The organism is Cyanobium sp. NS01, assembly GCF_014280235.1.
In the GTDB taxonomy this organism is placed as follows: domain Bacteria; phylum Cyanobacteriota; class Cyanobacteriia; order PCC-6307; family Cyanobiaceae; genus NIES-981.
The window spans coordinates 1,346,564-1,369,414 of record NZ_CP047940.1 but is presented as its reverse complement, the minus strand read 5'-3'; the positions used below and the strand labels follow the sequence as shown (position 1 = coordinate 1,369,414).

Genomic DNA, 22,851 nt, shown 5'->3' with positions numbered 1-22,851 from the left:
TTTGGACAAGACCCCCTGACCCCTGAGCAGCGGGCCTCAGCCGGCGGCGCGCAGCTGCTCGGAGGCCTGTTCGCGGGCCCACAGCCGCCGGTAGGTGCCGGGCTGGGCCAGCAGGGCGTCGTGATGGCCCTCCTGCACCAGGCGGCCCTGCTCCAGCACCAGGATCCGATCACAGGCAGCCGCCGCCGAGAGCTGGTGGCTGATCATCAGGATCGTGCGGTCGGTGACGCCACCGGTGACCCCACTGGTGCCGCCGCCCCCCTGCTGCCCCCGGCGGATGGTGCGCAGGATCTCGGCCGCGGTGGTGTTGTCCACGCTGGCCAGGGCGTCATCGAGCACCAGCAGCGGCGCATCCACCAGCAGGGCGCGGCCCAGGGCTGTGCGCTGGCGCTGGCCGCCGCTGAGGGTGATGCCCCGCTCGCCCACCAGGGTGCGGTAGCCGTCGGGGAAGGCCTTGATGTCGCCCTCCAGCCGGGCGTCGCGGGCGGCCTGCTCCACCGCCTGCAGCGGCGCCTGGGGTTCGCCGTAGCGCAGGTTGTCGGCCAGGCTGGCGGTGAACAGGTAGCCCTCCTGGGGTACCAGGGCCACCTGCCGGCGCAGGTCGCTGAGGCTCAGGCTGGTGATGTCGTAGCCATCGATCCAGAGCTCGCCGGGGTCCACCTCCACCATCCGGCCCAGGGCGCGGGCCAGGGATGTCTTGCCGCAACCCACCGGCCCCACCACTGCCACCAGCTCGCCGGGCCGGATCCGGAAGCTCACGTCCACCAGGGCGGGCCGCACGGCCCCCGGATAGCGCACGGTGAGGCCGCGTGCCTCGACGGCGCCGCGTCCGCGGCCCCGGAAGGGCACCGGATCGGGGGGCGACTCCACCAGGGGCTTGCGGCGCAGCAGGTCCTCCACCCGCTCCAGGCTCACCTGCCCGGTCTGGAAGGTGTTGAGGGTGAAGCCCAGCAGGGCGGTGGGGAACACCAGCCGCTCCACGAACAGGATCAGGGCCACCAGGTTGCCGATGCTGAGCCGGCCGCTCTCCAGCTGGCCACTGCCCAGGGCCAGCAGCAGCAGCAGGCTGATCGAGGAGATGCCCTCCAGCAGGGGGAAGAGGGTGCTGCGGGTGCGGGCCAGGCCCAGGGCGGCATCGCGGTAGAGGCGGTTGCGCCAGGCGAAGGCCTCCTGTTCGGTGGCCTCCTGGCCGTAGATCTTGATGGCGCTGATGCCGGAGAGGTCTTCCTGGATCAGATCGCTCAGGCCGGCCAGGGCCTCCTGCTGGCGGCGCTGCTGGCGCATCATGCGGCCGCCGAACAGGCGCACCGTGATCAGCATCAGCGGGTAGAGCCCCACGGCCGCCAGGCTCAGCCAGGGGTCGATGCTCAGCATCGCCGGCAGGGTGAGGGCGTAGGCCAGGGCGGTGTTGGTGAGGCTGAGCACGGCGAAGCCGAGCAGGCGGCGCACGTTCTCCACGTCACTGGTGGCGCGGCTGATCACCTCGCCGCTGCCGGTGCTCTGCACCCAGCCGGGCTCCTGCAGCAGCAGGTGGTCGAAGATCTGCTGCTTGAGGTCGGCCTCCACCTGGCGCCCCACCCCGAACACCAGCACCCTCGAATAGAGCCGCACGGCGCCCATGGCCGTGGCCAGGGCCATGATCAGGGCGGCCTGCAGGTACACATCGCGCAGGGCGAAGCCGTCCTGGAGGTCGTCGATCACGCCGCGCACCAGCAGCGGAATGCTCACGCTCAGCAGGTTCACCACCACCAGGGCGGCCGCCCCGATCAGCACGGTGCGCCGGTGGGGCCGCAGATAGCGCCTGATCAGATCGAGCCGGAACCCGCCCACGCGGCCTTCGCCAAAGTGGGACCAACCTAGGGATCGCGGCCATGCACCCCGCGCCTGCCTCCTCCCCCATGCCCCAGCCCTCTCCCGGTGGCGCTGCCGCTGCCGATGCGCCCCAGCCCCAGAGCCATCCCCTCCATGCCCTCGATCGGGTGGTGGTGGATCGGCTGCTGGCGGCCGCCGAACCAACCGATGCGGATCTGGTGGATGCGGCCCGGTTGCTGATGCGTTACGAAGGGTTTCCGGGTGCCCAGGACATCCAGGACGACCTGGCCAAGGTGCTGCGCTTCTGGACGCTCAGCCGTGCCGCCCTGCACGAGCGCACCCGCGCCATCTGGGCCGCCGACTTCCGGCCATCGCCCAGCGGCGGCGAGGCCGTGGGATCGGGCTTTGACACCTCCGCCCAAGAGAGCTGAGGCCCCTGGCCCCAGGTGCTCACGGCTCGGCCCGAGGGCCTGTTCGCCTGTCAGCTGGTCCTGGGCTGAGCATGTTGCGGCATGGGTGTGTCCCGGAGAGCCCCGCTTCGGGTGATAGTGGGTGGGTCCCCATCACCCGGCCCGGAGTGCTCTGCACCCGGGCTTTTTCTTGCCGATTTCTGCCCAGCCATGGCCGCCACTCCCCCTCCTGCCAGTCCGTCTTCCGGTTCCGCTGCGTCGGGCAGCCCGGCCGCCTGGAGCGCTTTGCTGGAGCAGCTGCTGGCCGGCGAGGCCCTGTCGGCGCAGCAGGCCACGGCCCTGATGCGCGGCTGGCTGGATGAGCAGATACCAGCGGTGCTCACCGGCGCCCTGCTGGCCGCCCTGCGGGCCAAGGGGGTGGAGGCGGAGGAACTGGCGGCGATGGCTGAGGTGCTGCTGGAGGCCTGCGCCCTGCAGCTGCCGCGGCCGGCCCTGGCGCTGGTGGACACCTGCGGCACCGGTGGCGACGGCGCCGACAGCTTCAACATCTCCACCGCGGTGGCCTTCGTGGCCGCCGCCTGCGGTGCGGCCGTGGCCAAGCACGGCAACCGCAGCGCCAGTGGTCGGGTCGGCTCGGCGGACGTGCTGGAGGCCCTGGGCATCCACCTGCAGGCGCCGCAGGAGCAGGTGCTGGCCGCCCTGCCCCGGGCCGGACTCACCTTTCTGTTTGCCCCCGGCTGGCACCCCGCCCTGGTGGGTCTGGCCCCCCTGCGCCGCAGCCTGGGGGTGCGCACCGTGTTCAACCTGCTGGGGCCCCTGGTGAATCCGCTGCGGCCGCAGGCCCAGGTGCTGGGGGTGGCCCGCGCCGACCTGCTCGACCCGATGGCCGGCGCCCTGGCCCGCCTCGGCCTGCGCCGGGCCGTGGTGGTGCATGGGGCCGGCGGGCTCGATGAGGCCTCCCTGGCCGGGGTGAATGACCTGCGGCTGGTGGAAGACGGCCAGGTGCGCCATGAGTGGCTCGACCCGGAAGCGCTCGGCATGGCCAGCGCCCCGATCACGGCGCTGGCGGGTGGCGATCTGGCCACCAACCGGGCCATTCTCGAAGCGGTGCTGCAGGGCCGGGGCAGCCAGCCCCAGCGCGATGTGGTGGTTCTCAATGCCGCCCTGGTGCTGTGGGCGGCCGGCCTGAGCGAGACCCCGGCAGCGGGCTGTGAACCGGCCCGGCGGGCGCTGGCCGACGGCGCCGCCTGGCGCAGCCTCGAGGCCCTGCAGGAGGCCCTGGCACCGGGCTGAGCCCCGCTGAGCCCTGAAGTGCCCATGCACACCGGCGGCGGTGGTGACCCAGGGCATGATCGATGCAGGGAGAACGCTTCCGCTGCGCCCGTTGCTTCCCGCCACCCTCCGTCCGCCAGCCCGTGCCCGACACCGCCCTTCTCGACACCGCTCTGCCCGAGGCCATGACCGCTTCCCCGCGCGCGGCCCTGCTGGTGCTCGCCGACGGCACCCTGTTGCGCGGTGAGGCCTTCGGCGCCGTGGGCACGGCCATCGGCGAGGTGGTGTTCAACACCGGCATGACCGGTTACCAGGAGGTGATGACCGATCCGAGCTACTCCGGCCAGCTCGTGACCTTCACCTACCCCGAACTGGGCAACACCGGCGTCAACGCCGCCGATCAGGAAGCCCCCCGGCCCCATGTGCGCGGCGTGATCGCCCGCCAGCTGGCGCCCGTGGCCAGCAACTGGCGGGCCGAGGCCAGCCTCGACTCCTGGCTGCAGCAGCACGGCGTGGTGGGCATCCGTGGCGTTGACACCCGGGCCCTGGTGCGCCATCTGCGCGAAGGCGGAGCGATCAATGGGGCGATCAGCAGCGATGGCCGCTCTGCCCAGGAACTGCTGGCCAAGATCACGGCGGCACCGTCGATGGAGGGGCTGGATCTGGCCTCCAGGGTCAGCACCCCTGAGCCCTACACCTGGACCTCCACCTGCCAGGCCGGCTTCGACGAGCGGCTCCAGCCCAGCCCCGACCAGCGCTACCGGGTGGTGGCGATCGATTTCGGCATCAAGCGCGCCATCCTCGATCGCCTCGTGGCCCACGGCTGCGACGTCACCGTGCTGCCCTCCAGCTCCACCCTGGAGCAGGTGCTGGCCCACCGCCCCGAGGGGGTGTTCCTCTCCAATGGCCCCGGCGACCCCGCGGCCGTCACCACGGGCGTGGAGCTGGTGACGGGCCTCCTGAAGCAGGCCGATCTGCCCCTGTTCGGCATCTGCATGGGCCACCAGATCCTGGCCCTGGCGCTGGGGGGACGCAGCTTCAAGCTCGGCTACGGGCACCGGGGCCTCAACCATCCCTGCGGCAGTCCGGGCCAGGTGGAGATCACCAGCCAGAACCACGGTTTTGCCATCGCGGCCGACTCCCTGCCGCCGGAGCGGGTGTCGATCACCCACCTCAACCTCAACGACGGCACCCTGGCCGCTCTGGCCCTGCGCGACCAGCCGGTGTTCGGCATCCAGTACCACCCGGAGGCCAGCCCGGGCCCTCACGACGCCGACCATCACTTCGGCCGCTTCGCCGGCCTGATGGCCGAGCGCCGGGCCTGAAGCCCCAGCCCAGGCGCACTTTTGTTGTGGCTTGCTGCAAGAGCGGTGGACCTCTCTACACTCCCCGCAGTCACGTCTTGGGGGCAGTGCTATCACCGACCTGCAGCGTCTCACGGTGTCTCTTCGCGGCGGCTTTGAGCAGCAGGCCCGCTGTCAGTTGTTCCGTTTCACGGGCCAGCTGGATGCCTATTCCGACAAGCAATTCGGCACGTTCATCGCCGAGCACCGCAGCCCGGGCCAGCCCCTGGTGGTTGATCTGAGCAGCATCGACTTCATCGATTCCTCAGGACTCGGCGCCCTGGTGCAGCTCGCCAAACAGTGCAACACCGACAAGCAGCAGTTCCTGGTGGTGGGCAATGCACGGGTGGTGCAGACCGTGAAGCTGGTGCGCCTCGAGGAGTTCCTGCACCTGCAGCCCGACCTGCCCACAGCCCTTGAGCGCCTCGCCCCCTGAGCCGGCCGTCCCAGCCCGGTTGAGCTGGTTGGCGGATCTGCAGGCCCGCCCCCCTGACTCAGACCTGGGCCCGCTGCAGCTGGCCTGGCTCGGCGATGCCGTGTGGGAACTGCACCAGCGGCTGGAGCGCTGCCGCACGCCGGGCCGGGCCAGGGATCTGCATCGGCAGGTGGTGGACGAGGTGCGCGCTGAAGCCCAGGCACGGCTGCTGGCCAAGCTGGAGCCTCGGCTGACGCCGGCGGAAGCGGATCTGGTGCGCCGGGCCCGCAACCGCGCCGGCCGCGGACCGCGCGGCAGCGACCCAGCCACCTATGCCAGGGCCACGGGTTTTGAGGCCTTGCTGGGCTGGCTGTTCCTGCACGATCCGGCCCGGCTGGTCGTGCTGCTAGATCACTTGCAGCACCACAACCCCTGATCGCACAGACCATGAGCCCTCGATTTGATCGCCGTCCGGACAAGCGGACGGGCAGTGGGGGCCGAGGGGCCGCGCGCCCGGGCCGGGATGGAGGGCGTCTGTATGGCCGCGACCGGGAGCGCTCCAAGGGGGGCTCCAGAGAGGGGCCCCGCGAGGGCAGTCGCCCTGGCCGGGACGACGCGGCGGAAGGTCGCAGCCGAGCAGCCGACTCGGGCTGGGAGCGCGCCCGTCCTGCGGCCGCCCGCCGGCTCGGAGGCCCCCGCAGCCAGGGGGAGCGCAGCTCCTTCTCGCGCCGCAGTCCGGATCGCCCTGGCAGCGCGGGCCGTTCCAGCTGGAACCGGGAGGGGCCGCCCCGAGACGGCGCCGCCGCCGGCGGCAGCCGCGACTGGAGCCGCCCGCCCGCCCGCCGTGAGAGCAGCAGCCGTGGTCCGGCCCGCAGCTATAGCGGCCCACGTCGCCCCGGAAGCTCCGAACGCCCCGCCCGGGTGGTGGCGGTGGACGCCGACCAGGCCCGTCCCCTGCCGGAGGCCGAGCGCCATGGCGAGGACAGGACCCCAGATGACCTGATCTGGGGCCGCCATCCAGCCCAGGCGGCCCTGGAGGGCGGTCGGCCGGTGCACCGCATCTGGTGCACGCCGGAGCTGCGCTTCAGCCCACGCTTTCTGCAGTTGCTGCGGGAGGCCAAGGCCTCGGGTGTGCTGGTGGAGGAGGTCACCTGGGCCCGGCTCGGCCAGCTCACCGGCGGCGCCGTGCACCAGGGCATCGTGCTGCAGGTCGCTGCCGCCGAAACCCTCGACCTCACCTCCCTGATCGAGGGCTGCCGCACGGTGGGCGAGCCGCCCTTGCTGATGGCCCTCGATGGCATCACCGACCCCCACAATCTCGGCGCCATCGCCCGCAGCGCCGAGGCCCTGGGAGCCCACGGCATGGTGCTGCCCCAACGCCGCAGTGCCGGCCTGACCGGCTCGGTGGCCAAGGTGGCCGCCGGCGCCCTGGAGCACCTGCCGGTAGCCCGGGTGGTGAACCTCAACCGGGCCCTCGAGACCCTGAAGGAGGAGGGCTACCGCGTGGTGGGCCTGGCGTCCGAGGGCACGGTGAGCCTGGAGCAGGCCGACCTGGAGGGTCCGCTGGTGATCGTCACCGGTTCCGAATCCGACGGCCTGGCGATGCTCACCCGCAAGCATTGCGACCAGCTGGTGAGCATCCCGCTGCGGGGCGCCACCCCCAGCCTCAACGCCTCGGTGGCCACGGCGATGTTGCTGTACGAGGTGGCCCGCCGCGGCTGGATGCAGGGCCTCAAGGGGGGCCAACCCGCGCCCCGGCTGCGTCGGCCCCAGCTGCCGGTGCCCCAGCCGCTCGCCGAGGCCCAGCCCTCTGCTCTCGATGCGACTCCTGCTGAGGAACAGGCCCTGGAGTGGGTTGCGCCTGAGGCGACCGAACCGCAGGAGCTCTCGGCAGCCTTGCCAGAGGCTCTCTCAGAGGTGTCGTCGGTGCTCGAGTCAGAAGGGCTGATCCAGGCCGATTCCGTGGAGCAGCCCGAAGTCCTGTCTGAGCCCAGCTCTGGGCCCCAGCCCATGGCTGAGCCCAGCTCCGAGCCCCCTGAGCGGCCCGTTCCGGAGTTGCCCCAAGCCACTCCCGAGCTGGTGCAGGCGGACGCTTCCCCCCGCTCCGATCCGGCCTTCGGCTCCGACATCACCCTCTGAGCCCGGTCTGGGAGGAGCCGTCCCAGCGGAGGGGCACAATGGGCGCTTGAGAGGCTTCTGTGCATGAACCTGCTGCTCTGGCCTTTGCGCAGCTGCGCCAACGGTCTGGGTCTGGCCTGGTGGGGAAGGGTTCGTACCCAGTCTCCCGAGGTCACGTACTGGTTCGGCCCCTTTCTGCGGCGCAGCAGCCTCGAGGCCCGGCTGCCGGCCTTTGTGGCCGACCTGCAGGCCGAAGCGCCCGGTTCCCTGGACGTGCAGCTGCTGCGCCTCCGCCGCGGCGAGCCGCTCACTGAGGTTGGCTGATAGCGTCGCCGCAAGCACCTGAGCGGTTGGATGGGTATCGCCGAATGGCGTGGGCAGCTGGAGCGGGGCGAGGTGTCGGCCCGGGAGCTCACGGACCGCCACCTGGCCCGGATCGACGCGGTGGACGGCACCGTGAAGGCCTTCCTCGCCGTGACGGCTGAACGGGCCCGGGCCGATGCCGACCGCGTCGATGCCGCCCGGGCCGCGGGCGAGCCGCTGCCGCCCCTGGCCGGGATTCCGCTGGCGATCAAGGACAACCTCTGCACCGCCGGCATCGCCACCACCTGCTCCAGCCGCATGCTGGAGGGCTTCGTGCCGCCCTACGAGTCCACCGTGACCGAACGGCTCTGGCAGGCCGGCGCGGTGCTGGTCGGCAAGACCAATCTCGATGAGTTCGCCATGGGCAGCTCCACCGAGACCTCCGCCTTCGGGCCCAGCCACAACCCCTGGAACCCCGAGACGGTTCCTGGTGGCAGTTCGGGTGGCAGCGCCGCCGCCGTGGCCGCCGGCGAGTGCCTCGGTGCCCTCGGCTCCGACACGGGCGGTTCGATCCGTCAGCCCGCCTCCTTCTGCGGCGTGGTGGGGTTGAAGCCCACCTACGGCCGCGTCAGCCGCTACGGGCTGGTGGCCTTCGCCAGCTCCCTGGATCAGGTGGGCCCCTTCAGCCGCAGCGTTGCCGATGCGGCGGAACTGCTGCAGGTGATCGCCGGCCCCGATCCCCGCGACTCCACCTGCCTGCGCCTGCCGGTGCCCGACTACCGCGCCGCGCTGCAGCAGCCGGTGGCGGGGCTGCGGGTGGGCATCGTGCGCGAGTGCCTGGAGGCCGAGGGCCTGGCCCCCGAGGTGAAGGCGTCGGTGCTGGAGGCCGCCGCCACCCTGGAGCGGCAGGGCTGCGAGCTGGTGGAGGTGAGCTGCCCCCGCTTCAACGACGGCATCGCCACCTACTACGTGATTGCCCCGTCGGAGGCCTCGGCCAACCTGGCCCGCTACGACGGCGTCAAGTATGGCTATCGGGCCGAAGGGGCCGCCAACCTGGCCGAGATGACCGCCCGCAGCCGCGCCGAGGGCTTCGGCGATGAAGTGCAGCGCCGCATCCTGATCGGCACCTACGCCCTCTCGGCCGGCTATGTGGATGCCTACTACAAGAAGGCCCAGCAGGTGCGCACCCTGATCCGGCGCGACTTCGACCGGGCCTTCGAGGCGGTGGATGTGCTGCTCACCCCCACCTCCCCCACCACCGCCTTCGGCTTCGGCGCCCACACCGACGACCCCCTGGCCATGTACCTGGCCGACCTGCTCACGATCCCGGCCAACATGGCCGGCCTGCCGGCGATCAGCCTGCCCTGCGGCTTTGACGAGCGCGGCCTGCCGATCGGCGTGCAGCTGATCACCAATGTGCTGGAGGAGGGTCTGCTGCTGCAGGTGGCGCACCACTACGAGCTGGCCGCCAGGGTCATGGAGCGCCGTCCCGAGGCGGCCCTGGCCGTCTGAACTGCACCACCCCAGATCTGGTGGTGCGGCCCTACTCTGACCACCACAGATGCGGTTGTCCGTGGCCTTCGTCCCCCTCCACAACCACAGCGACTACAGCCTTCTGGATGGGGCCAGCCAGCTGCCGGCCATGGTGGAGCGGGCCGTGGCCCTGGGCATGCCGGCCCTGGCCCTCACCGACCACGGCGTCATGTATGGCGCCATTGAACTGCTGAAGCTCTGCGCCAAGGCCAGCATCAAGCCGATCATCGGCAATGAGATGTACGTGATCAACGGCTCTCTGGACGATCCCAACCCGCCCAAGAAGGAGCGGCGGTATCACCTGGTGGTGCTGGCCAAGAACGCGGTGGGCTACCGCAATCTGGTGAAGCTCACCTCCCTCAGCCACCTGCGCGGCATGCGCGGCCGGGGCATCTTCGCGAGGGCCTGCATCGACAAGCAGCTGCTGCGCCAGCACAGCGAGGGGCTGATCGTGGCCACGGCCTGCCTGGGCGGCGAGATCCCCCAGGCGATCCTGCGGGGCCGGCCCGAGGTGGCCCGCGAGGTGGCGGCCTGGTACCAGGAGGTGTTCGGCGACGACTTCTACCTCGAGATCCAGGACCACGGCGGCCTTGAAGACCGCATCGTCAACAGCGGCATCGCCCGCATCGGCGCCGAGCTGGGCATTGAGCTGATCGCCACCAACGACGCCCACTACCTCAGCGTGGGGGATGTGGAGGCCCATGATGCCCTGCTGTGCGTGCTCACCGGCAAGCTGATCAGCGATGAGAAGCGGCTGCGCTACACCGGCACGGAATACATCAAGAGCGAGGCCGAGATGCTCGGCCTGTTCGCCGATCACCTGGAGCCGGAGCTGATCCAGCGGGCGGTGGCCAACACGGTCCGGGTGGCCGAGAAGGTGGACGACTACGACATCCTGGGCCGCTACCAGATGCCCCGTTTCCCGATTCCGGAGGGCCACACCGCCGTGAGCTATCTCACCAGCGTGGCGGAGCAGGGCCTGCGCGATCGGCTGGAGCTGGCCGCCGGGGCGCCTTTCGATCCTGCCTATGGCGAACGGCTGCACTTCGAGCTGCAGGTGATGGAGCAGATGGGCTTCCCCACCTATTTCCTGGTGGTGTGGGACTACATCCGCTTCGCCCGCGACAGTGGCATTCCGGTGGGGCCGGGACGGGGCTCGGCGGCGGGTTCCCTGGTGGCCTATGCCCTGGGCATCACCAACATCGATCCGGTGGTGCATGGGTTGCTGTTCGAGCGGTTCCTCAACCCGGAGCGCAAGTCGATGCCTGACATCGACACCGACTTCTGCATCGAGCGCCGCGGCGAGGTGATCGATTACGTGACCCAGCGCTACGGCGAAGACAAGGTGGCCCAGATCATCACCTTCAACCGCATGACCTCCAAGGCCGTGCTCAAGGACGTGGCCCGGGTGCTGGATATTCCCTATGGCGACGCCGACCGGCTGGCCAAGCTGATCCCGGTGGTGCGCGGCAAACCGGCCAAGCTCAAGGAGATGATCGGCCCTGAATCGCCGGCGCCGGAATTCCGCGAGAAGTACGAGAGGGATCCGCAGGTGCGCCGCTGGGTGGACATGGCGATGCGCATCGAGGGCACCAACAAGACCTTCGGCGTGCACGCCGCCGGCGTGGTGATCGCCGCCGATCCCCTCGATCAGCTGGTGCCGCTGCAGCGCAACAACGACGGCCAGGTGATCACCCAGTACTTCATGGAAGACGTGGAGTCGATGGGGCTGCTGAAGATGGACTTCCTCGGCCTCAAGAACCTCACCATGATCGACAAGACCCTGGCCCTGGTGGAGGAGAGCACCGGCGCCCGGGTGGACCCCGACCGCCTTCCCCTCGATGATCCCGCCACCTACAGCCTGCTGGCCCGCGGCGATCTGGAGGGCATCTTCCAGCTGGAATCGAGTGGCATGCGCCAGATCGTGCGCGATCTGAAGCCCTCATCCCTGGAGGACATCTCCTCGATCCTGGCGCTCTACCGGCCGGGCCCCCTGGATGCGGGGCTGATTCCCAAATTCATCAATCGCAAGCACGGCCGCGAAGCGATTGAGGTGGTGCACGCGGCCCTGAAGCCGATCCTGAGCGAAACCTACGGGATCATGGTGTATCAGGAGCAGATCATGAAGATCGCCCAGGACCTGGCCGGCTATTCGCTCGGCGAGGCGGATCTGCTGCGCCGGGCGATGGGCAAGAAGAAGAAGAGTGAGATGGAGAAACACCAGAGCCTGTTTGTGAAGGGGGCCACCGATCGCGGCGTGGAGCCCCGGGTGGCCGAAACCCTGTTCGAGCAGATGGTGCTGTTCGCCGAGTACTGCTTCAACAAGAGCCACTCCACGGCCTATGGCGCCGTGACCTTCCAGACCGCCTACCTCAAGGCCCACTACCCGGTGGCCTACATGGCGGCGCTGCTCACGGTGAATGCCGGCGCCTCCGACAAGGTGCAGCGCTACATCGCCAACTGCAATGCCATGGGCATCGAGGTGATGCCCCCCGATGTGAATGCCTCCGGTATCGACTTCACGCCGGTGGGTGATCGCATCCTGTTCGGCCTCTCCGCCGTGCGCAATCTGGGCGATGGCGCCATCCGCCAGCTGCTGGAGAGCCGCAGCAGCGACGGCCCGTTCCAGGGCCTCGCCGATCTCTGCGACCGCATCCCCGGCCACCAGCTCAACCGCCGCGCCCTCGAGGCCCTGATCCACTCCGGCGCCCTCGATGCCCTGGAGCCCGCCGCCAACCGGGCCCAGCTGATGGCCGATCTGGATCTGGTGCTCGACTGGTCCAGCTCCCGGGCCAAGGACCGGGCCAGCGGCCAGGGCAACCTGTTCGACCTGATGGGCAGCGCCAGCGACCCGGGCCCTGACGCCGCCGCCGGCCGGGCCGACCTGAGCACGGCCCCGAAGGCCGCCCCGGTGAAGGACTACCCCCCCACCGAGAAGCTGCGGCTGGAGAAGGAGCTGGTGGGCTTCTACCTCTCGGACCATCCGCTCAAGCAGCTGGCCCGGCCGGTGAAACTGCTCTCACCGCTGGCCCTGGCCCACCTGGAGGAGCAGGCCGACAAGGCCAAGGTGAGTGCCGTGGTGATGGTGCCGGAGCTGCGCCAGGTGAACACCCGCAAGGGCGATCGCATGGCCGTGCTGCAGCTCGAAGACCTCACCGGCAGCTGCGAGGCCGTGGTGTTCCCGCGCAGCTACGCCCGCCTGGCCGACCACCTGATGGTGGATGCCCGCCTGCTGGTGTGGGCCACGGTGGATCGCCGCGATGACCGGGTGCAGCTGATCGTGGATGACTGCCGCTCGATCGATGACCTGCAGCTGCTGATGGTGGAGCTGCCCGCCGACCAGGCCGGCGACATCGCCATCCAGCACCGCCTGCGCGAATGCCTGCACCGGCACCGTCCGCCCCAGGACGAAGCCGGCCAGCGGGTGCCGGTGGTGGCCCTGGTGCAGCAGGGGGAGGCGGTGCGCTTCGTGCGGCTCGGCCCCCAGTTCTGCGTTTCCGATCCCGCCGCCGCCCTCGACACGCTCACGGCTGCGGCGTTTCAGGCGCGGATCAGCGCGCCCCTGCTGGCGGCCTAGCTGCCGCTGCGCAGGCTGCGCAGCGACTGGCGCAGACGGCCGATGTTCAGACCCAGCTGCTCCTGGCCCAGCAGGCTGCCGGGCTGGTCTTCCCAGCTGGCGGAGAGCACGCCGTAGCTCAGGCCCACCAGCCCCAGCAGGAAGCAGCCGCCGGAGGCGGCCAGGGTGAGGCCGGGGGAGATGTCAGCGATCTGGCGGCTCACCAGCAGGTAGCTGCCCACGAACACCCCCATGCCCATCACGGTGGGGATGCCGGTGGCGATGGCCACCCGGCGTGCCATGCGATTGGCCACCACATCGGGAATGGCCCGGGCCGGGGCCTTCTTGCTCGGCACCGCGGCGGCTTTCTTGCTCGGAACAGCCGACGGCTTGGAGCGGCCGGAGGATGACCCCTTGCGGCTCGCGCGGGCGGCCGCGTCATCTCCCAACCCCTTACCGGCCATGGACTTGCTCTGCGGTGGCGTGCTGCTGGACGGCCTCAGCCGCGGATGCCGAGCTTGGCGATCAGATCGGCGTAGCGCTGCTGGCTGATGCCCTTGAGGTAGCCCAGCAGCCGCTTGCGGCGGCCGATCATCTTGAGCAGCCCCTGGCGGGAGGAGAAGTCGTGCTTGTTCTGCTGCAGATGGCCGGTGAGCTGGCTGATCCGCTCACTCAGCATCGCCACCTGAACCTCCACGGAACCGGTGTCGGTGCCATGGGTCTGGTGACCGTTGATCAGGTCCTGCTTCTGGGCGGTGGTGAGCGGCATGGAGTGTGGGAAGTGGCGGAGCGCGAGCCTGCAGCCTGGTGGCCCCGGCAGGGCCTGCCCCGGCCTCTGCGGTGCAAACCGATACTTTACCGCCCTGTCAGGCGGCGGATCGGGCCAGCCAGCGCAGGCAGCAGCGGATCCACTCCTCGGCGCTGGCGTCGGCGGCCAGCCCCTGGGCGGCCACGCCCCGCACGGCCCGGTGGATCTCCAGCCCCTCGTAGCCCAGGGCAGCGAGGGTGGCGTGCAGGTCGTCGCGGCTGCCGTCGCTGAGGGCGGGCAGGGGTTCGAGCTCGGCCTCGCTACCCGGTGTTGGCCCGCCCAGGAAGCGCTCCTGCAGCCGCACCCGCAGCTCCACCGCCAGCCGCTCGGCGGTGCGCTTGCCCACCCCAGGCGCCTGGCAGAGCTGGCGCAGGTCGGCCTGCACGATCGCCAGCACCAGGGCGGTGGGCTCCAGCACCCCCAGCAGGCCCAGGGCCATCTGGGGCCCCACCCCGCTCACGCCCACCAGCTCCCGGAACAGATCCCGCTCCTGGCGCTCGGCAAAGCCGAACAGCGTCCAGCCGTCCTCGCGGATGCTCTGGTGGATGTGCAGGCCCAGGCTGCCGCCCTGGGGCGGCAGCCGCTGCCACTGCCGCTGGCTCACCTGCACCTCGTAGCCCACGCCGCCGCAGACCAGCAGCAGGCCGCAGCGCTTGTCGTGCTGCCACGGATCGGTGATGTCCCCTTGCAGCCAGCCGATCATGGGGGAAGTGAAACCGCCCCCATGCTGCCCGCCCTGCGGACCCTTGCCCAGCGGCTGCTGCCACCGCTGCTCTCACCGCTGCTCTGCCTGCTGCTGCTGTTGCCGATCAGCGGCTGCGGCGGCGTCGGCCAGCCGCCCCGGGGGGTGCTGCTGAGCGCCCTGGCCCTGCAGATCCAGCTCACCCAGGGGTCGATTGCCCAGTCGCTGGGTCTTGAGCCCGACGGCGTTCCGGAGGTGAGCCGGGTGCGGGTGAGTGAGCAGCAGGCGGTGGCGATCGGCGAGGCCCGCGGCCTGCGGCTCAGCGGCAGCTTCGACTGGCGTCTGCCGGGGGACCGGGTGCGGGTGGACAGCCCCTTCGAGCTCTACCTGCAGCGCGGCGAGCGGGGCGAGAGCTGGCGGCTGGCCCGCCCCAGCGGCGCCATCGGCGGCGACACCCAGCTCTGGCTCACCGATCCCCTGCCGTCCTGAGCGGGAGCCCCTGATCCGGCAGGGCTGGAGCGCGGCACTGCACCAGCTCGAGCACGGCGTGCAGGAGGATCAGGCCCAAACAGATCACCAGCACCAGCTGCAGGTTGCTGCTGGCCAGGCCGGAGCTGGCGAAGGAGACCAGCATCAGGCCCAGGCCATAGAGCAGGGTGCAGGTGGCCCAGCAGCGGCGGTGCGCCTGGCTGGGGACGAAGTCGTGGATGCGCAGGTGGGTGAGGCTCACGATCATCCAGGTCCAGCAACCCAGCAGAAAGGAGCCCAGCACCACCAGCTCCTGGCTCTCTCCCCAGGCGAACAGGGCCGCCGCCGCCACCCCGGCCAGGGCCACCCCCACCAGACAGTGCCGGGTGGCCCAGGCGCGCGGCAAACACACCACCAGCAGGGAGCCGCCCATGGCACCGGCCCCGAAGATCGCCAGGCCGTGGCTGTCCGCCACCGGTCCGGCGCCGAAGCGCTGGCTGAGCAGCAGCGGCTCGTAGAACACGCTGGGCACCGATCCCATCGCCGCCACGGCGTAGGCCGCCGCCAACAGGATCAGGCCGGCGGGCCAGACGGCGCGGTGGGTCTGGCCCGGGGACAGCCCCGGCTGGCCCTTGGGACTGGCTGGGGACACCGGCGGATGCCGCCGGTTGCGCAGCAGCAGGGCCACGATCGGCAGGGAGAGCAGCAGGCTGAGGCCGGCCAGCAGGATCCAGGCAAGCCGGGGCGAGGAGGGGGCGAACAGCCCCACCGCCAGGGCCCCCAGCAGGCCACCCAGGCCCGCTCCTCCCATCACGATGGCCGTGCTCAGGCGCAGTTGCCTGGCCGGCACCCGCCGCAACGCCAGGCTCGGCACCCCGGTCATCAGCTGGGCCGCCGCCCAGCCCCCCACAAACCGCCAGACGGCCTGGGAGCCGGTGCTGCTCCAGAACCCCTCGGCCAGCATCGAGACCACGGTCAGCACCAGGGCCAGGGCAATCACGCCAAGCACATGCTGGTGCCGGCGCAGCCGCGACTGGTGAAAACAGCCGATCAGATTGCCGCCGGAGAGGTCGCCGATCGAGGCTGTGTCGATCCAGCCGGCGGTGGCCATCTGCTTGGCCAGGATCGAGAAGTCGAAACGGGCCAGGCCGATGCCGATGGCGATGGCACAGGTGCCCGCCAGCACGTCCTCCCCGATGCCCAGCTCTGTTCTGGTGGTCATCCTCAGCCCGCCCGGATGCTGAGCAGGGTCGCACCCAGCACCAGGGCGGCGGCCAGCAGCAGGGAGGGAGCGAGCGTCTCCTGGAACCAGAACACGCCCCACAGCGCCGCCAGGGGCACCTGCACGTAGCTCATCGCCGTGGCCCGGCCCGCGGCCATGCCCATCAGCCCATAGGTGAGGCCCAGCTGCCCCAGCTGGGTGAACAGGCCCACCCCCAGCAGCCAGGCGAACTCCACGGCCGTGGGCTGCACCGGATCCAGCAGCACCAGGGGCAGGCTGATCGGCAGGGCCATCAGCGGGAAGTAGAACACCACCACCAGGGGATGCTCACTGCGGCGCAGGGCCCGCACGCTCACGTAGGCCAGGGCCGAGAGCAGGGCTCCGGCCAGGGCCAGCAGCAGGGGCAGCGTGGGCAGCTGGTCGGAGAGGGCCGCCAGCCCATCACCGGCCGGGATGGTGAGCACCCCCACCCCGAGCAGGCCCAGCAGCACAGCCCCTCCCACCCGCCAGCCGGGCTGTTCGCCCAGCAGCGGCCAGGCCAGCACCGCCGTGAAGGTGGGATGGAGGTACTGCAGCAGCGTGGCCACCGCCAGGGGCAGGCCGGCGATCGCCTGATAGATGCAGTAGAGCCCCGCTGTTCCCAGCAGACCCCGCCCCATCAGCAGCCCGCGGCGGTTGCCCCAGGGATCGATCCCGGCCCGGCCCAGCAGCCACCAGCTGATCAGCACGCTCACCACGGCCCGGGCCAGCACCACCTCCGACACCGGCAGGCGCCCGCCGAGGGCCTTGACGCACACCCCCATCAGGCTGAAGGCCAGGGCACTGGCCAGCATCCACAGGGGCGCCCAGTTGTGGTGGTGTCCGGCAGAATGGGGGCGATCCAACCCCCATCGGTAGCGCCACTCCTTGAGCCAGCCCGCGCTCCATCCCCGCCTGCATCCGCGCACGATCGAGGCCGTCAAGGAGCGTGCGGACATCGTCGATGTGGTGGGAGAGCACGTGGTGCTCAAGAAGAAGGGGCGCGAGTTCGTGGGGATCTGCCCCTTCCACGACGACACATCGCCGTCGATGACGGTGTCGCCCGCCAAGCAGTTCTACTACTGCTTCTCCTGCGGCGCCGGCGGCAACGCCATCAAGTTCCTGATGGAGCTGCAGCGCCACAGCTTCAGTGATGTGGTGCTGGAGCTGGCGCGCAAGTACCAGCTGCCGGTGGAAACGCTGGATGGCCCCCAGCAGGAGCGGCTGCGCAAGCAGCTCTCCCGGCGCGAGCAGCTGCACCGGGTGCTGAGCCTGGCCTCGGGCTGGTTCCGCAGCCAGCTGCGTGCCCCGGGCGGGGCGGCCGCCCTGGCCTATCTGCGCGAGCAGCGGGGCCTCAGTGAGGGCACGATCGAGAGCTTCGAGCTGGGTTTTGCCCCCGACCGCTGGGATGGGCTGCTGAACCACCTGGTGCAGGTGGAGGGGGTGGCCCCGGAATGGCTGGAGGCCGCCGGTCTGGTGGCGGCCCGCAAGGGGGAGGCCGGCGACAGCCGCCGTGGGCACTACGACCGCTTCCGCGGCCGGGTGATGGTGCCGATCCGCGACCGCCAGGGGCGGGTGATCGGCTTCGGCGGCCGCAGCCTTGAGGGCGGCGAGCCCAAATACCTCAACTCCCCGGAAACGGAGGTGTTCGAGAAGGGGCAGCACCTGTTCGGCCTGGATCGGGCCGCCAACGAGATCCGCCGCGATGACCGGGCGGTGGTGGTGGAGGGCTACTTCGATGTGATCGCCCTGCATGCCGCCGGCATCACCAATGCGGTGGCCTCCCTGGGCACGGCACTCAGCCGCCAGCAGATCACCCAGCTGTGCCGCTGCTGCGAGAGCCGCCGCCTGATCCTCAACTTCGACAGCGACGGCGCCGGCGTGAGGGCGGCCCAGCGGGCGATCGGCGAGGTGGAGCAGCTGGCGCTGCAGGGGCAGCTGGAGCTGCGGGTGCTGCACCTGCCCGCCGGCAAGGATCCCGATGAGTTCCTGAAGCAGAACGGCGCCGGTGATTACCGCGCCCTGCTGGATCAGGCGCCCCAGTGGCTCGACTGGCAGATCGCCCAGGTGCTGGAGGGCAAGGACCTGGCCCGCTCGGATCAGTTCCAGCAGGCGGTGAGCGCCCTGGTGGCCCTGCTCGGCAAGCTGCCCCAGAGCGCCGTGCGCAGCCACTACCTGCAGCAGGTGGCCGAGCGGCTCAGCGGCGGCCAGGCGAGGCTGGCGATCCAGCTGGAGGACGACCTGCGCCAGCAGGTGAAGGGCCAGCGCTGGCACGGCCGCTCCCAGAAGTGGGAGCAGCCCGGTGAGGCGGGTCTGCGGGAGCGGGCCGAGGCGGAGGTGCTGCGGCTCTACCTGCACTGCCCGCCGGAACGGCCCCGCATCCGCGCCGAGCTGCGCCGCCATGAGCTGGAGGACTTCGGCCTGGCCCACCACCGCCAGCTCTGGGCCGCCATCTGCTCCCTGGAGGAGGACAACCTGGGCGCCGGCCGGCTGGAGGCGGTGAGCCGCGGCCTCGATCCTGGCCTCGATCTGGCCGACCTGGAGCTGCCCCGCCTGCTCAGCGACCAGCTGCTGGTGGAGGAGAGCAGCCTGCTGACACGGCTCACGCCCCTGATCGAGCCCAGCGAACTGCAGCAGCTGCAGCTGGGCCAGCCGCAACTGCAGCTGCGCGGCGCCCTGGCCTCATTGGAGCGCCAGCGCAGCCTGAAGCGCTGCCGGCATCTGCTCGACGCCTGGAGCAGCCAGCGGCTGGAAACCCTGGAGCGCTGCATCGCCCGCCTGCTGCAGCTGGAGCGCAGCGAAGAGGATGCCGGCCTGGTGCCGATCAGCGACATGGAGGGCCGCATCGAACAGCTGTTCGCCGAGCTCAACAGCGACGCCCTGCGCTTTCAGGAGCTGTATTACAACGAGCGCCGCTACCTCGAGGCCCTCGATGCCCGGCGTCGGGCGGGCTATGCCGAGCTGGAGGGCGGCTCGGCAGAGTCGAGCAGCAGCGACTTGACGGTGGCGGCGATCGGCACGGCGGTGATCACCCCGTAGAAACTGGCGAGGGTGGCGCCCACCATCACCGAAAACAGGATCACGATCGGGTTGAGGCCGGTGAGCTTGCCCAGCAGCCGCGGCGGCAGCACGTTTTCGATCACCTGATCCACCACGATCAGCACGGCGAAGATGCGCAGCCCCAGCCAGAAGCTCTTGAGCATGAACAGCACACTGAACAACAGGATGCCGAGGATGGCTCCGAACGGGATGAAGCCCATCAGGCCGATGCTCACCCCCGAGAGAATGGGAAACGGCGCCCTCAGCAACCAGAGGGTGGGTGTGAGTACAGCCATCAGCACAGCGGCGAGAATCAGCTGGTTGAAGATGTAGCTGTTGAAGTTGCGGCGCAGCACCGCCAGCACCTTGACGCCGTTGTCGCCAGGCAGCCAGGAGGTGAGGCAGTTGCGCACGAAATCACCGCCATAGATCAGGAAGAAGATCGTGAGCACAAACAGGAAGAAGAGGCTGAAGAAGTTCCCCAGCGATCCGGTGATGAAGGCGGGGATGTTGAGCAGCAATCCCTCCAGCTGCGCGGTGAGCCCCGCCGCCAGGCCCTCGATGATTTCGCTGACCTCGATCGGCACGCCCAGATAGGAGGCCCTGCCACTGACGGCGTCGAGCTGCTGGGCGGTGGCGGAGATCCACTCCGGCAGCACCTGCGTGAAGGCCAGAAACCGCACCACCAGAAGCGGCAGCAGGGTGGCGGCGATCAGGCCGGCCAGGGCCAGGAACAGCCCCACCACCAAACCGATCGCCCAGCTGCGCCCCAGCCCCAGGCGCCGCTGCAGCAGGCGCACCGGCAGGTTGAGGATCAACGCGATCACCCCGGCGAGGATGAAGGTGGAAGCGATGCCCTCAAAGGCCCTGTAGAGCGAGGCGAACACCCACAGGTTCAGCACCACGAGCGGGAAGGACAGCCCCAGCACCAGCGGGCGGGGCAGGCCGGAGGGCAGGGGCATGGGGAAGGTCTCCTGGGCAGGGGCGGGTGGCGGCATCATGGCCGCTGGCCAACGCTCAGGGCTCCCGCCGCTGGAACCGGTAGCCGTCGTAGCTGAAGCTGGTCGCCCGGCCGTCGGGGCTGGTGTTGAAGGTCTCGCCGTCCCAGGGGGTGAGTGGGGCCCGGTAGCGGGCCGCTCCCGCCAGCACCTCCAGGGCTCCCTCCTGCTCTGCCACCGTCCAGGTGCCGAACAGGGGGTTCTCTGGTTGCGGCGTCCACCCCACTGCCGGGGGCATAGCCCGGCAGACCGTCGCCGGCCCGGGCGGCGGGCAGGGCGGCGGGCAGGGGGGCTGCCAGAGCCAGGGCGGCGAGCCCAAACAATGGCGTCAGGGTCCGAACCACGGGCCTCGGCAGCAACGAAGGCTTGGAGGGGGCTTGGGCCGACCCTGCATTCCTGGCAGCTGTGGTGCTGCGGGTTGACCATGGCCATGCGGTGACCTGCCTGGCGCCCCTTGACTTCGGCGGCCCGGACCAGGGCGAGCGGGTGCTGGCGGGCGATCGGGAGGATGCCATTCTTGAGCATCTCATTGATGCTGCCTGACGACTTCCGGGGCGCTTACAACATCAATGAGATGAATTCGTCGATCAATGTGAAACGGAATCTCAGGGTCAGCGACAGCTGGCCGTTCCTGCCTTCTGGGTAGACAGCAAGGCGGCAGTGCCCAGAATCGGTAGATCTGACGCCACCCGTTCGATCTTCGATGCCACTCCGCTCAGCCAGCGAATTTCCTGTGAGTCCAGAGCCTGAGGCGCTGCAGGACACCTATCAGGACTGTCGCGCGGCCCTGGTGTCGGCCAACCGCTCCCGCGGGATCCTCAAGGCCCAGAGCGATCGCCGTGGGGTGGTGATCTCTGAGCTGCAACGGGAGTTGGTGGAGCTGGAGAGAGATCTGGCTGATGAGGCCCGGACCAAGGCGCGGCTCCATGCCCTCAACGCCAGGCTCGGCAGCGTGATCCGCGAGCTGGAGGAAACGGGCGATGCGATGGTGGGACTGATTGAGGAGAGCGAACGCCAAAGCGGCTTCTGGCTGGTGGAGATGTTCCGGCGGTTGATCCAGCAGGCGAGACGCTGGCGCACGGTGAAAGCCAAGGCCGCTGCGATCCAGCCTGGCGGCTACGACCAGCTCGGTGAAACGCCATGAGCGCTCGGCCTTCGATCGCCGATCTGCTGGAGCAGACCAACAGGGAACTGGCTGGCACCGATGCCCGGGTGTACCGCCGGATGGCAGACCATCTGCAGCGCTCCAGTGCTGCCCTGGATGACCTCCGGGATCCCCAGCCTGTAGACCACAGCAACCCAAGGGCCTTGCTGGGCAAGGGGAGTTTTCTGCAGCAGTCGGTGGCCAGCCTCAAGCGGCTGTGCAAGGAGCACAGGATCAAGGGCACCTCCAAGCTCAGGAAGGCTGATCTGGCCAAGGTTCTCGAACGCCATGGCGTGACGCCCCCATCGCCGCCCCTGGAGAGCTTCACGAAGAAGGAATTGATTGCTCTGGTGCGGCAGCTGCTGGGGCAGGGCTGAAGGATGTAGACCCGGCGCGGGCTGGGCACGGTGGTGGAGTGTGACGCCTACGAGAAGGTCATCCTGTTCGGCTCGTTAGCCCGTGGTGATGCCCTTCGAGGGTCGCTACAGGGGGGGGGATCCGGTCGTGCGCGAGGCGCTCGACTCGCCATCGGCCGCTCGCCCTCGTGGCTCACGTCGTCGGCAAAACCAAGGCAGTGGAACGGCATGGGTGGCTGGGGCTTCAGCTTGGCGAGCGAATTTCGACCCAGGATCCTCTTCGCCAAGGCTGGCCACCGCCTGCTCAAGGGTGCGGAGGAGCACGGCCTGAAGAGCCTCGTTGGAACTGTTCTCCACACGGAGCCAGATCACCTGAGGTGGCGGGCCCTGCACGGAGATCACATGGTCATCGGCATCCCTGAGGCCGAGCTCTCTGACTGGCACCGCCTTGATCGGGGCGAACTGTGCTGTGATCAAATGTGCCAGGGCTGGCGACAACTGGGCATCGAGCCAGAGAATCACGCCACCAGCACGGGATGATCCAACTCGCGTCCGGCGTAGCTGAGAGCCGCCTGCAGATCGTCGGGCTCAAGATCAGGTAGCTCGGCAAGGATCTGATCGGGGGAAAGGCCAGCGGCATACAGATCGAGCACATCGCTGACGCGGATCCGCATGCCTCTGATGCAGGCCTTGCCCCCGCACTGGGCTGGGTTGTGGGTGATGCGTGAATGATCCATGGGTTCAAGTTAGTGGCTCCAGCCCCCCTCAAACCGCCAGCGCCATCACCGGCATCCACATCGCCGGAATCTCCCGCTCCAGCCGCCAGCGAATCGCCATCGGCCGCTCCCCTTCGTGGCTTGCATACGTGGCAAACCCGAGGCAAACAGACGGCTCCGTGACCGTGCCCTGCTGGCGCTGCTCCCGCACAAACAGCAGCACCCGTGAGCCGCGCGCCTGGTGGTTGACATACCGCTGGCCGGTGGCGGAAGCAGCTGTGGTGGTGCTCTGACTCTCCCAATGGAACGGGGACGGCCCGAGGGCCAGGGCGCGGTAGCGGGTGGTGGGGGAGAAGAGGGCTTCGCTCTTCCTGAGGGTTTCGCGATGGATCCAGGGGGCGTGATCGGTGAGCACGCCGTAGCCGCAAGGCTTCTGCGAAGCAGTAGGCGGCTTCGATCTCGGCCCGGCTGTAACGGCCGTGCACGCGCAGCAGGGGCACCGGCAGCGCCCAGGGCAGGGGGTGGAGGCGGTGATCGGCACACCCGGCGCCAGGCTCCGGCCTGCCAGAGCACGGCCTGGTCTTCGTGGCATCGTGATGATGAAGCCCATGACCACCACACCGCCCCCACTGGTGAGC

The 22,851-nt window shown here is 69.9% G+C and carries 23 protein-coding genes and 1 pseudogene; 14 read left to right on the top strand and 10 right to left on the bottom strand.

Annotated features, from left to right (window positions below; genetic code table 11):
* Positions 1–36: 36 nt before the first annotated feature.
* The gene (locus tag CyaNS01_RS07160) at positions 37–1,830 is read right to left on the bottom strand and encodes an ABC transporter ATP-binding protein (RefSeq protein ID WP_186699958.1); all 1,794 of its coding nucleotides are present in this window, start codon (positions 1,828–1,830) and stop codon (positions 37–39) included.
* A gap of 68 nt (positions 1,831–1,898) precedes the next feature.
* On the opposite strand from CyaNS01_RS07160, the gene CyaNS01_RS07155 reads away from it, so the two are divergent.
* The 9 genes from CyaNS01_RS07155 to CyaNS01_RS07115 all read left to right on the top strand — a co-directional run bounded on the left by CyaNS01_RS07155 (position 1,899) and on the right by CyaNS01_RS07115 (position 12,783).
* On the top strand, positions 1,899–2,243 hold the full coding sequence (locus CyaNS01_RS07155; RefSeq protein ID WP_186699956.1) for a DUF3288 family protein: 345 nt from the start codon (positions 1,899–1,901) through the stop codon (positions 2,241–2,243).
* A gap of 189 nt (positions 2,244–2,432) precedes the next feature.
* Positions 2,433–3,515, top strand: coding sequence for an anthranilate phosphoribosyltransferase (trpD, locus tag CyaNS01_RS07150; protein ID WP_186699954.1), 1,083 nt, complete (start codon positions 2,433–2,435; stop codon positions 3,513–3,515).
* Positions 3,516–3,679: 164 nt separating this feature from the next.
* Complete coding sequence (carA, locus tag CyaNS01_RS07145; RefSeq protein WP_186700441.1) at positions 3,680–4,819, top strand: glutamine-hydrolyzing carbamoyl-phosphate synthase small subunit; 1,140 nt, start codon at positions 3,680–3,682, stop codon at positions 4,817–4,819.
* A 115-nt stretch (positions 4,820–4,934) separates the two neighbouring features.
* The gene (locus CyaNS01_RS07140; RefSeq protein WP_370561729.1) at positions 4,935–5,273 is read left to right on the top strand and encodes an STAS domain-containing protein; all 339 of its coding nucleotides are present in this window, start codon (positions 4,935–4,937) and stop codon (positions 5,271–5,273) included.
* 28 nt (positions 5,274–5,301) lie between these two features.
* The gene (locus tag CyaNS01_RS07135) at positions 5,302–5,688 is read left to right on the top strand and encodes a ribonuclease III domain-containing protein (RefSeq protein WP_186700437.1); all 387 of its coding nucleotides are present in this window, start codon (positions 5,302–5,304) and stop codon (positions 5,686–5,688) included.
* A gap of 11 nt (positions 5,689–5,699) precedes the next feature.
* The gene (gene rlmB / locus CyaNS01_RS07130) at positions 5,700–7,391 is read left to right on the top strand and encodes a 23S rRNA (guanosine(2251)-2'-O)-methyltransferase RlmB (RefSeq protein WP_186699952.1); all 1,692 of its coding nucleotides are present in this window, start codon (positions 5,700–5,702) and stop codon (positions 7,389–7,391) included.
* A gap of 63 nt (positions 7,392–7,454) precedes the next feature.
* Positions 7,455–7,694, top strand: a complete 240-nt coding sequence (locus CyaNS01_RS07125; RefSeq protein WP_186699950.1) for a DUF1816 domain-containing protein — start codon at positions 7,455–7,457, stop codon at positions 7,692–7,694.
* 30 nt (positions 7,695–7,724) lie between these two features.
* Positions 7,725–9,185, top strand: a complete 1,461-nt coding sequence (gatA, locus tag CyaNS01_RS07120; RefSeq protein WP_186699948.1) for an Asp-tRNA(Asn)/Glu-tRNA(Gln) amidotransferase subunit GatA — start codon at positions 7,725–7,727, stop codon at positions 9,183–9,185.
* Positions 9,186–9,246: 61 nt separating this feature from the next.
* The gene (locus CyaNS01_RS07115; RefSeq protein ID WP_186700435.1) at positions 9,247–12,783 is read left to right on the top strand and encodes a DNA polymerase III subunit alpha; all 3,537 of its coding nucleotides are present in this window, start codon (positions 9,247–9,249) and stop codon (positions 12,781–12,783) included.
* Here CyaNS01_RS07115 and CyaNS01_RS07110 read toward each other — a convergent pair.
* From CyaNS01_RS07110 to ruvA, 3 genes are all read right to left on the bottom strand, one after another.
* A complete protein-coding gene (locus tag CyaNS01_RS07110) occupies positions 12,780–13,226 on the bottom strand; it encodes a PAM68 family protein (RefSeq protein ID WP_186699947.1) in 447 nt (148 codons plus the stop codon). The genes CyaNS01_RS07115 and CyaNS01_RS07110 overlap by 4 nt on opposite strands.
* A 35-nt stretch (positions 13,227–13,261) precedes the next feature.
* Positions 13,262–13,531 carry a 30S ribosomal protein S15 gene (gene rpsO, locus CyaNS01_RS07105; protein WP_186699945.1) on the bottom strand — a complete coding sequence of 90 codons (270 nt, stop codon included), beginning with the start codon at positions 13,529–13,531 and terminating at the stop codon, positions 13,262–13,264.
* Between the two features lie 97 nt (positions 13,532–13,628).
* Complete coding sequence (ruvA, locus tag CyaNS01_RS07100; protein ID WP_186699943.1) at positions 13,629–14,273, bottom strand: Holliday junction branch migration protein RuvA; 645 nt, start codon at positions 14,271–14,273, stop codon at positions 13,629–13,631.
* A 21-nt stretch (positions 14,274–14,294) separates the two neighbouring features.
* Between ruvA and CyaNS01_RS07095 the strand changes: the two genes are divergently transcribed.
* Positions 14,295–14,741, top strand: coding sequence for a hypothetical protein (locus CyaNS01_RS07095; protein WP_186699941.1), 447 nt, complete (start codon positions 14,295–14,297; stop codon positions 14,739–14,741).
* Here the strand turns inward: CyaNS01_RS07095 and CyaNS01_RS07090 are convergent.
* Both CyaNS01_RS07090 and CyaNS01_RS07085 read right to left on the bottom strand, forming a co-directional pair.
* Positions 14,719–15,942 (bottom strand): YbfB/YjiJ family MFS transporter, encoded by a 1,224-nt coding sequence (locus CyaNS01_RS07090; protein WP_186699940.1) that lies wholly within the window; start codon positions 15,940–15,942, stop codon positions 14,719–14,721. The genes CyaNS01_RS07095 and CyaNS01_RS07090 overlap by 23 nt on opposite strands.
* Positions 15,943–15,944: 2 nt before the next feature.
* Positions 15,945–16,826, bottom strand: a complete 882-nt coding sequence (locus CyaNS01_RS07085; protein WP_255460143.1) for a DMT family transporter — start codon at positions 16,824–16,826, stop codon at positions 15,945–15,947.
* A 22-nt stretch (positions 16,827–16,848) separates the two neighbouring features.
* Here CyaNS01_RS07085 and dnaG point away from each other — a divergent pair, with 22 nt between their 5' ends.
* The gene (gene dnaG, locus CyaNS01_RS07080) at positions 16,849–18,999 is read left to right on the top strand and encodes a DNA primase (protein WP_186699938.1); all 2,151 of its coding nucleotides are present in this window, start codon (positions 16,849–16,851) and stop codon (positions 18,997–18,999) included.
* On the opposite strand, the gene CyaNS01_RS07075 is transcribed toward dnaG, so the two are convergent.
* Both CyaNS01_RS07075 and CyaNS01_RS07070 read right to left on the bottom strand, forming a co-directional pair.
* Positions 18,912–19,961 (bottom strand): AI-2E family transporter, encoded by a 1,050-nt coding sequence (locus CyaNS01_RS07075; protein WP_186699936.1) that lies wholly within the window; start codon positions 19,959–19,961, stop codon positions 18,912–18,914. The two genes, dnaG and CyaNS01_RS07075, sit on opposite strands and share 88 nt — an antisense overlap.
* Positions 19,962–20,016: 55 nt before the next feature.
* On the bottom strand, positions 20,017–20,175 hold the full coding sequence (locus tag CyaNS01_RS07070) for a hypothetical protein (protein ID WP_186699934.1): 159 nt from the start codon (positions 20,173–20,175) through the stop codon (positions 20,017–20,019).
* Positions 20,176–20,405: 230 nt separating this feature from the next.
* Between CyaNS01_RS07070 and CyaNS01_RS14760 the strand changes: the two genes are divergently transcribed.
* The 3 genes from CyaNS01_RS14760 (at position 20,406) to CyaNS01_RS07060 (ending at position 21,518) form a co-directional block, all read left to right on the top strand.
* Positions 20,406–20,540, top strand: a complete 135-nt coding sequence (locus tag CyaNS01_RS14760) for a hypothetical protein (protein WP_255460142.1) — start codon at positions 20,406–20,408, stop codon at positions 20,538–20,540.
* A gap of 190 nt (positions 20,541–20,730) precedes the next feature.
* Positions 20,731–21,141 carry a hypothetical protein gene (locus CyaNS01_RS07065; protein WP_225875881.1) on the top strand — a complete coding sequence of 137 codons (411 nt, stop codon included), beginning with the start codon at positions 20,731–20,733 and terminating at the stop codon, positions 21,139–21,141.
* On the top strand, positions 21,138–21,518 hold the full coding sequence (locus tag CyaNS01_RS07060) for a hypothetical protein (RefSeq protein ID WP_186699930.1): 381 nt from the start codon (positions 21,138–21,140) through the stop codon (positions 21,516–21,518). The genes CyaNS01_RS07065 and CyaNS01_RS07060 overlap by 4 nt, the downstream gene beginning before the upstream one ends.
* Before the next feature lie 497 nt (positions 21,519–22,015).
* Here the strand turns inward: CyaNS01_RS07060 and CyaNS01_RS07055 are convergent, their stop codons facing one another.
* Both CyaNS01_RS07055 and CyaNS01_RS07050 read right to left on the bottom strand, forming a co-directional pair.
* Positions 22,016–22,234 (bottom strand): DUF433 domain-containing protein, encoded by a 219-nt coding sequence (locus CyaNS01_RS07055; protein ID WP_186699928.1) that lies wholly within the window; start codon positions 22,232–22,234, stop codon positions 22,016–22,018.
* 28 nt (positions 22,235–22,262) lie between these two features.
* Positions 22,263–22,798: pseudogene (locus tag CyaNS01_RS07050) on the bottom strand (DUF3427 domain-containing protein); the annotation flags it as partial.
* Positions 22,799–22,851: the final 53 nt, after the last annotated feature.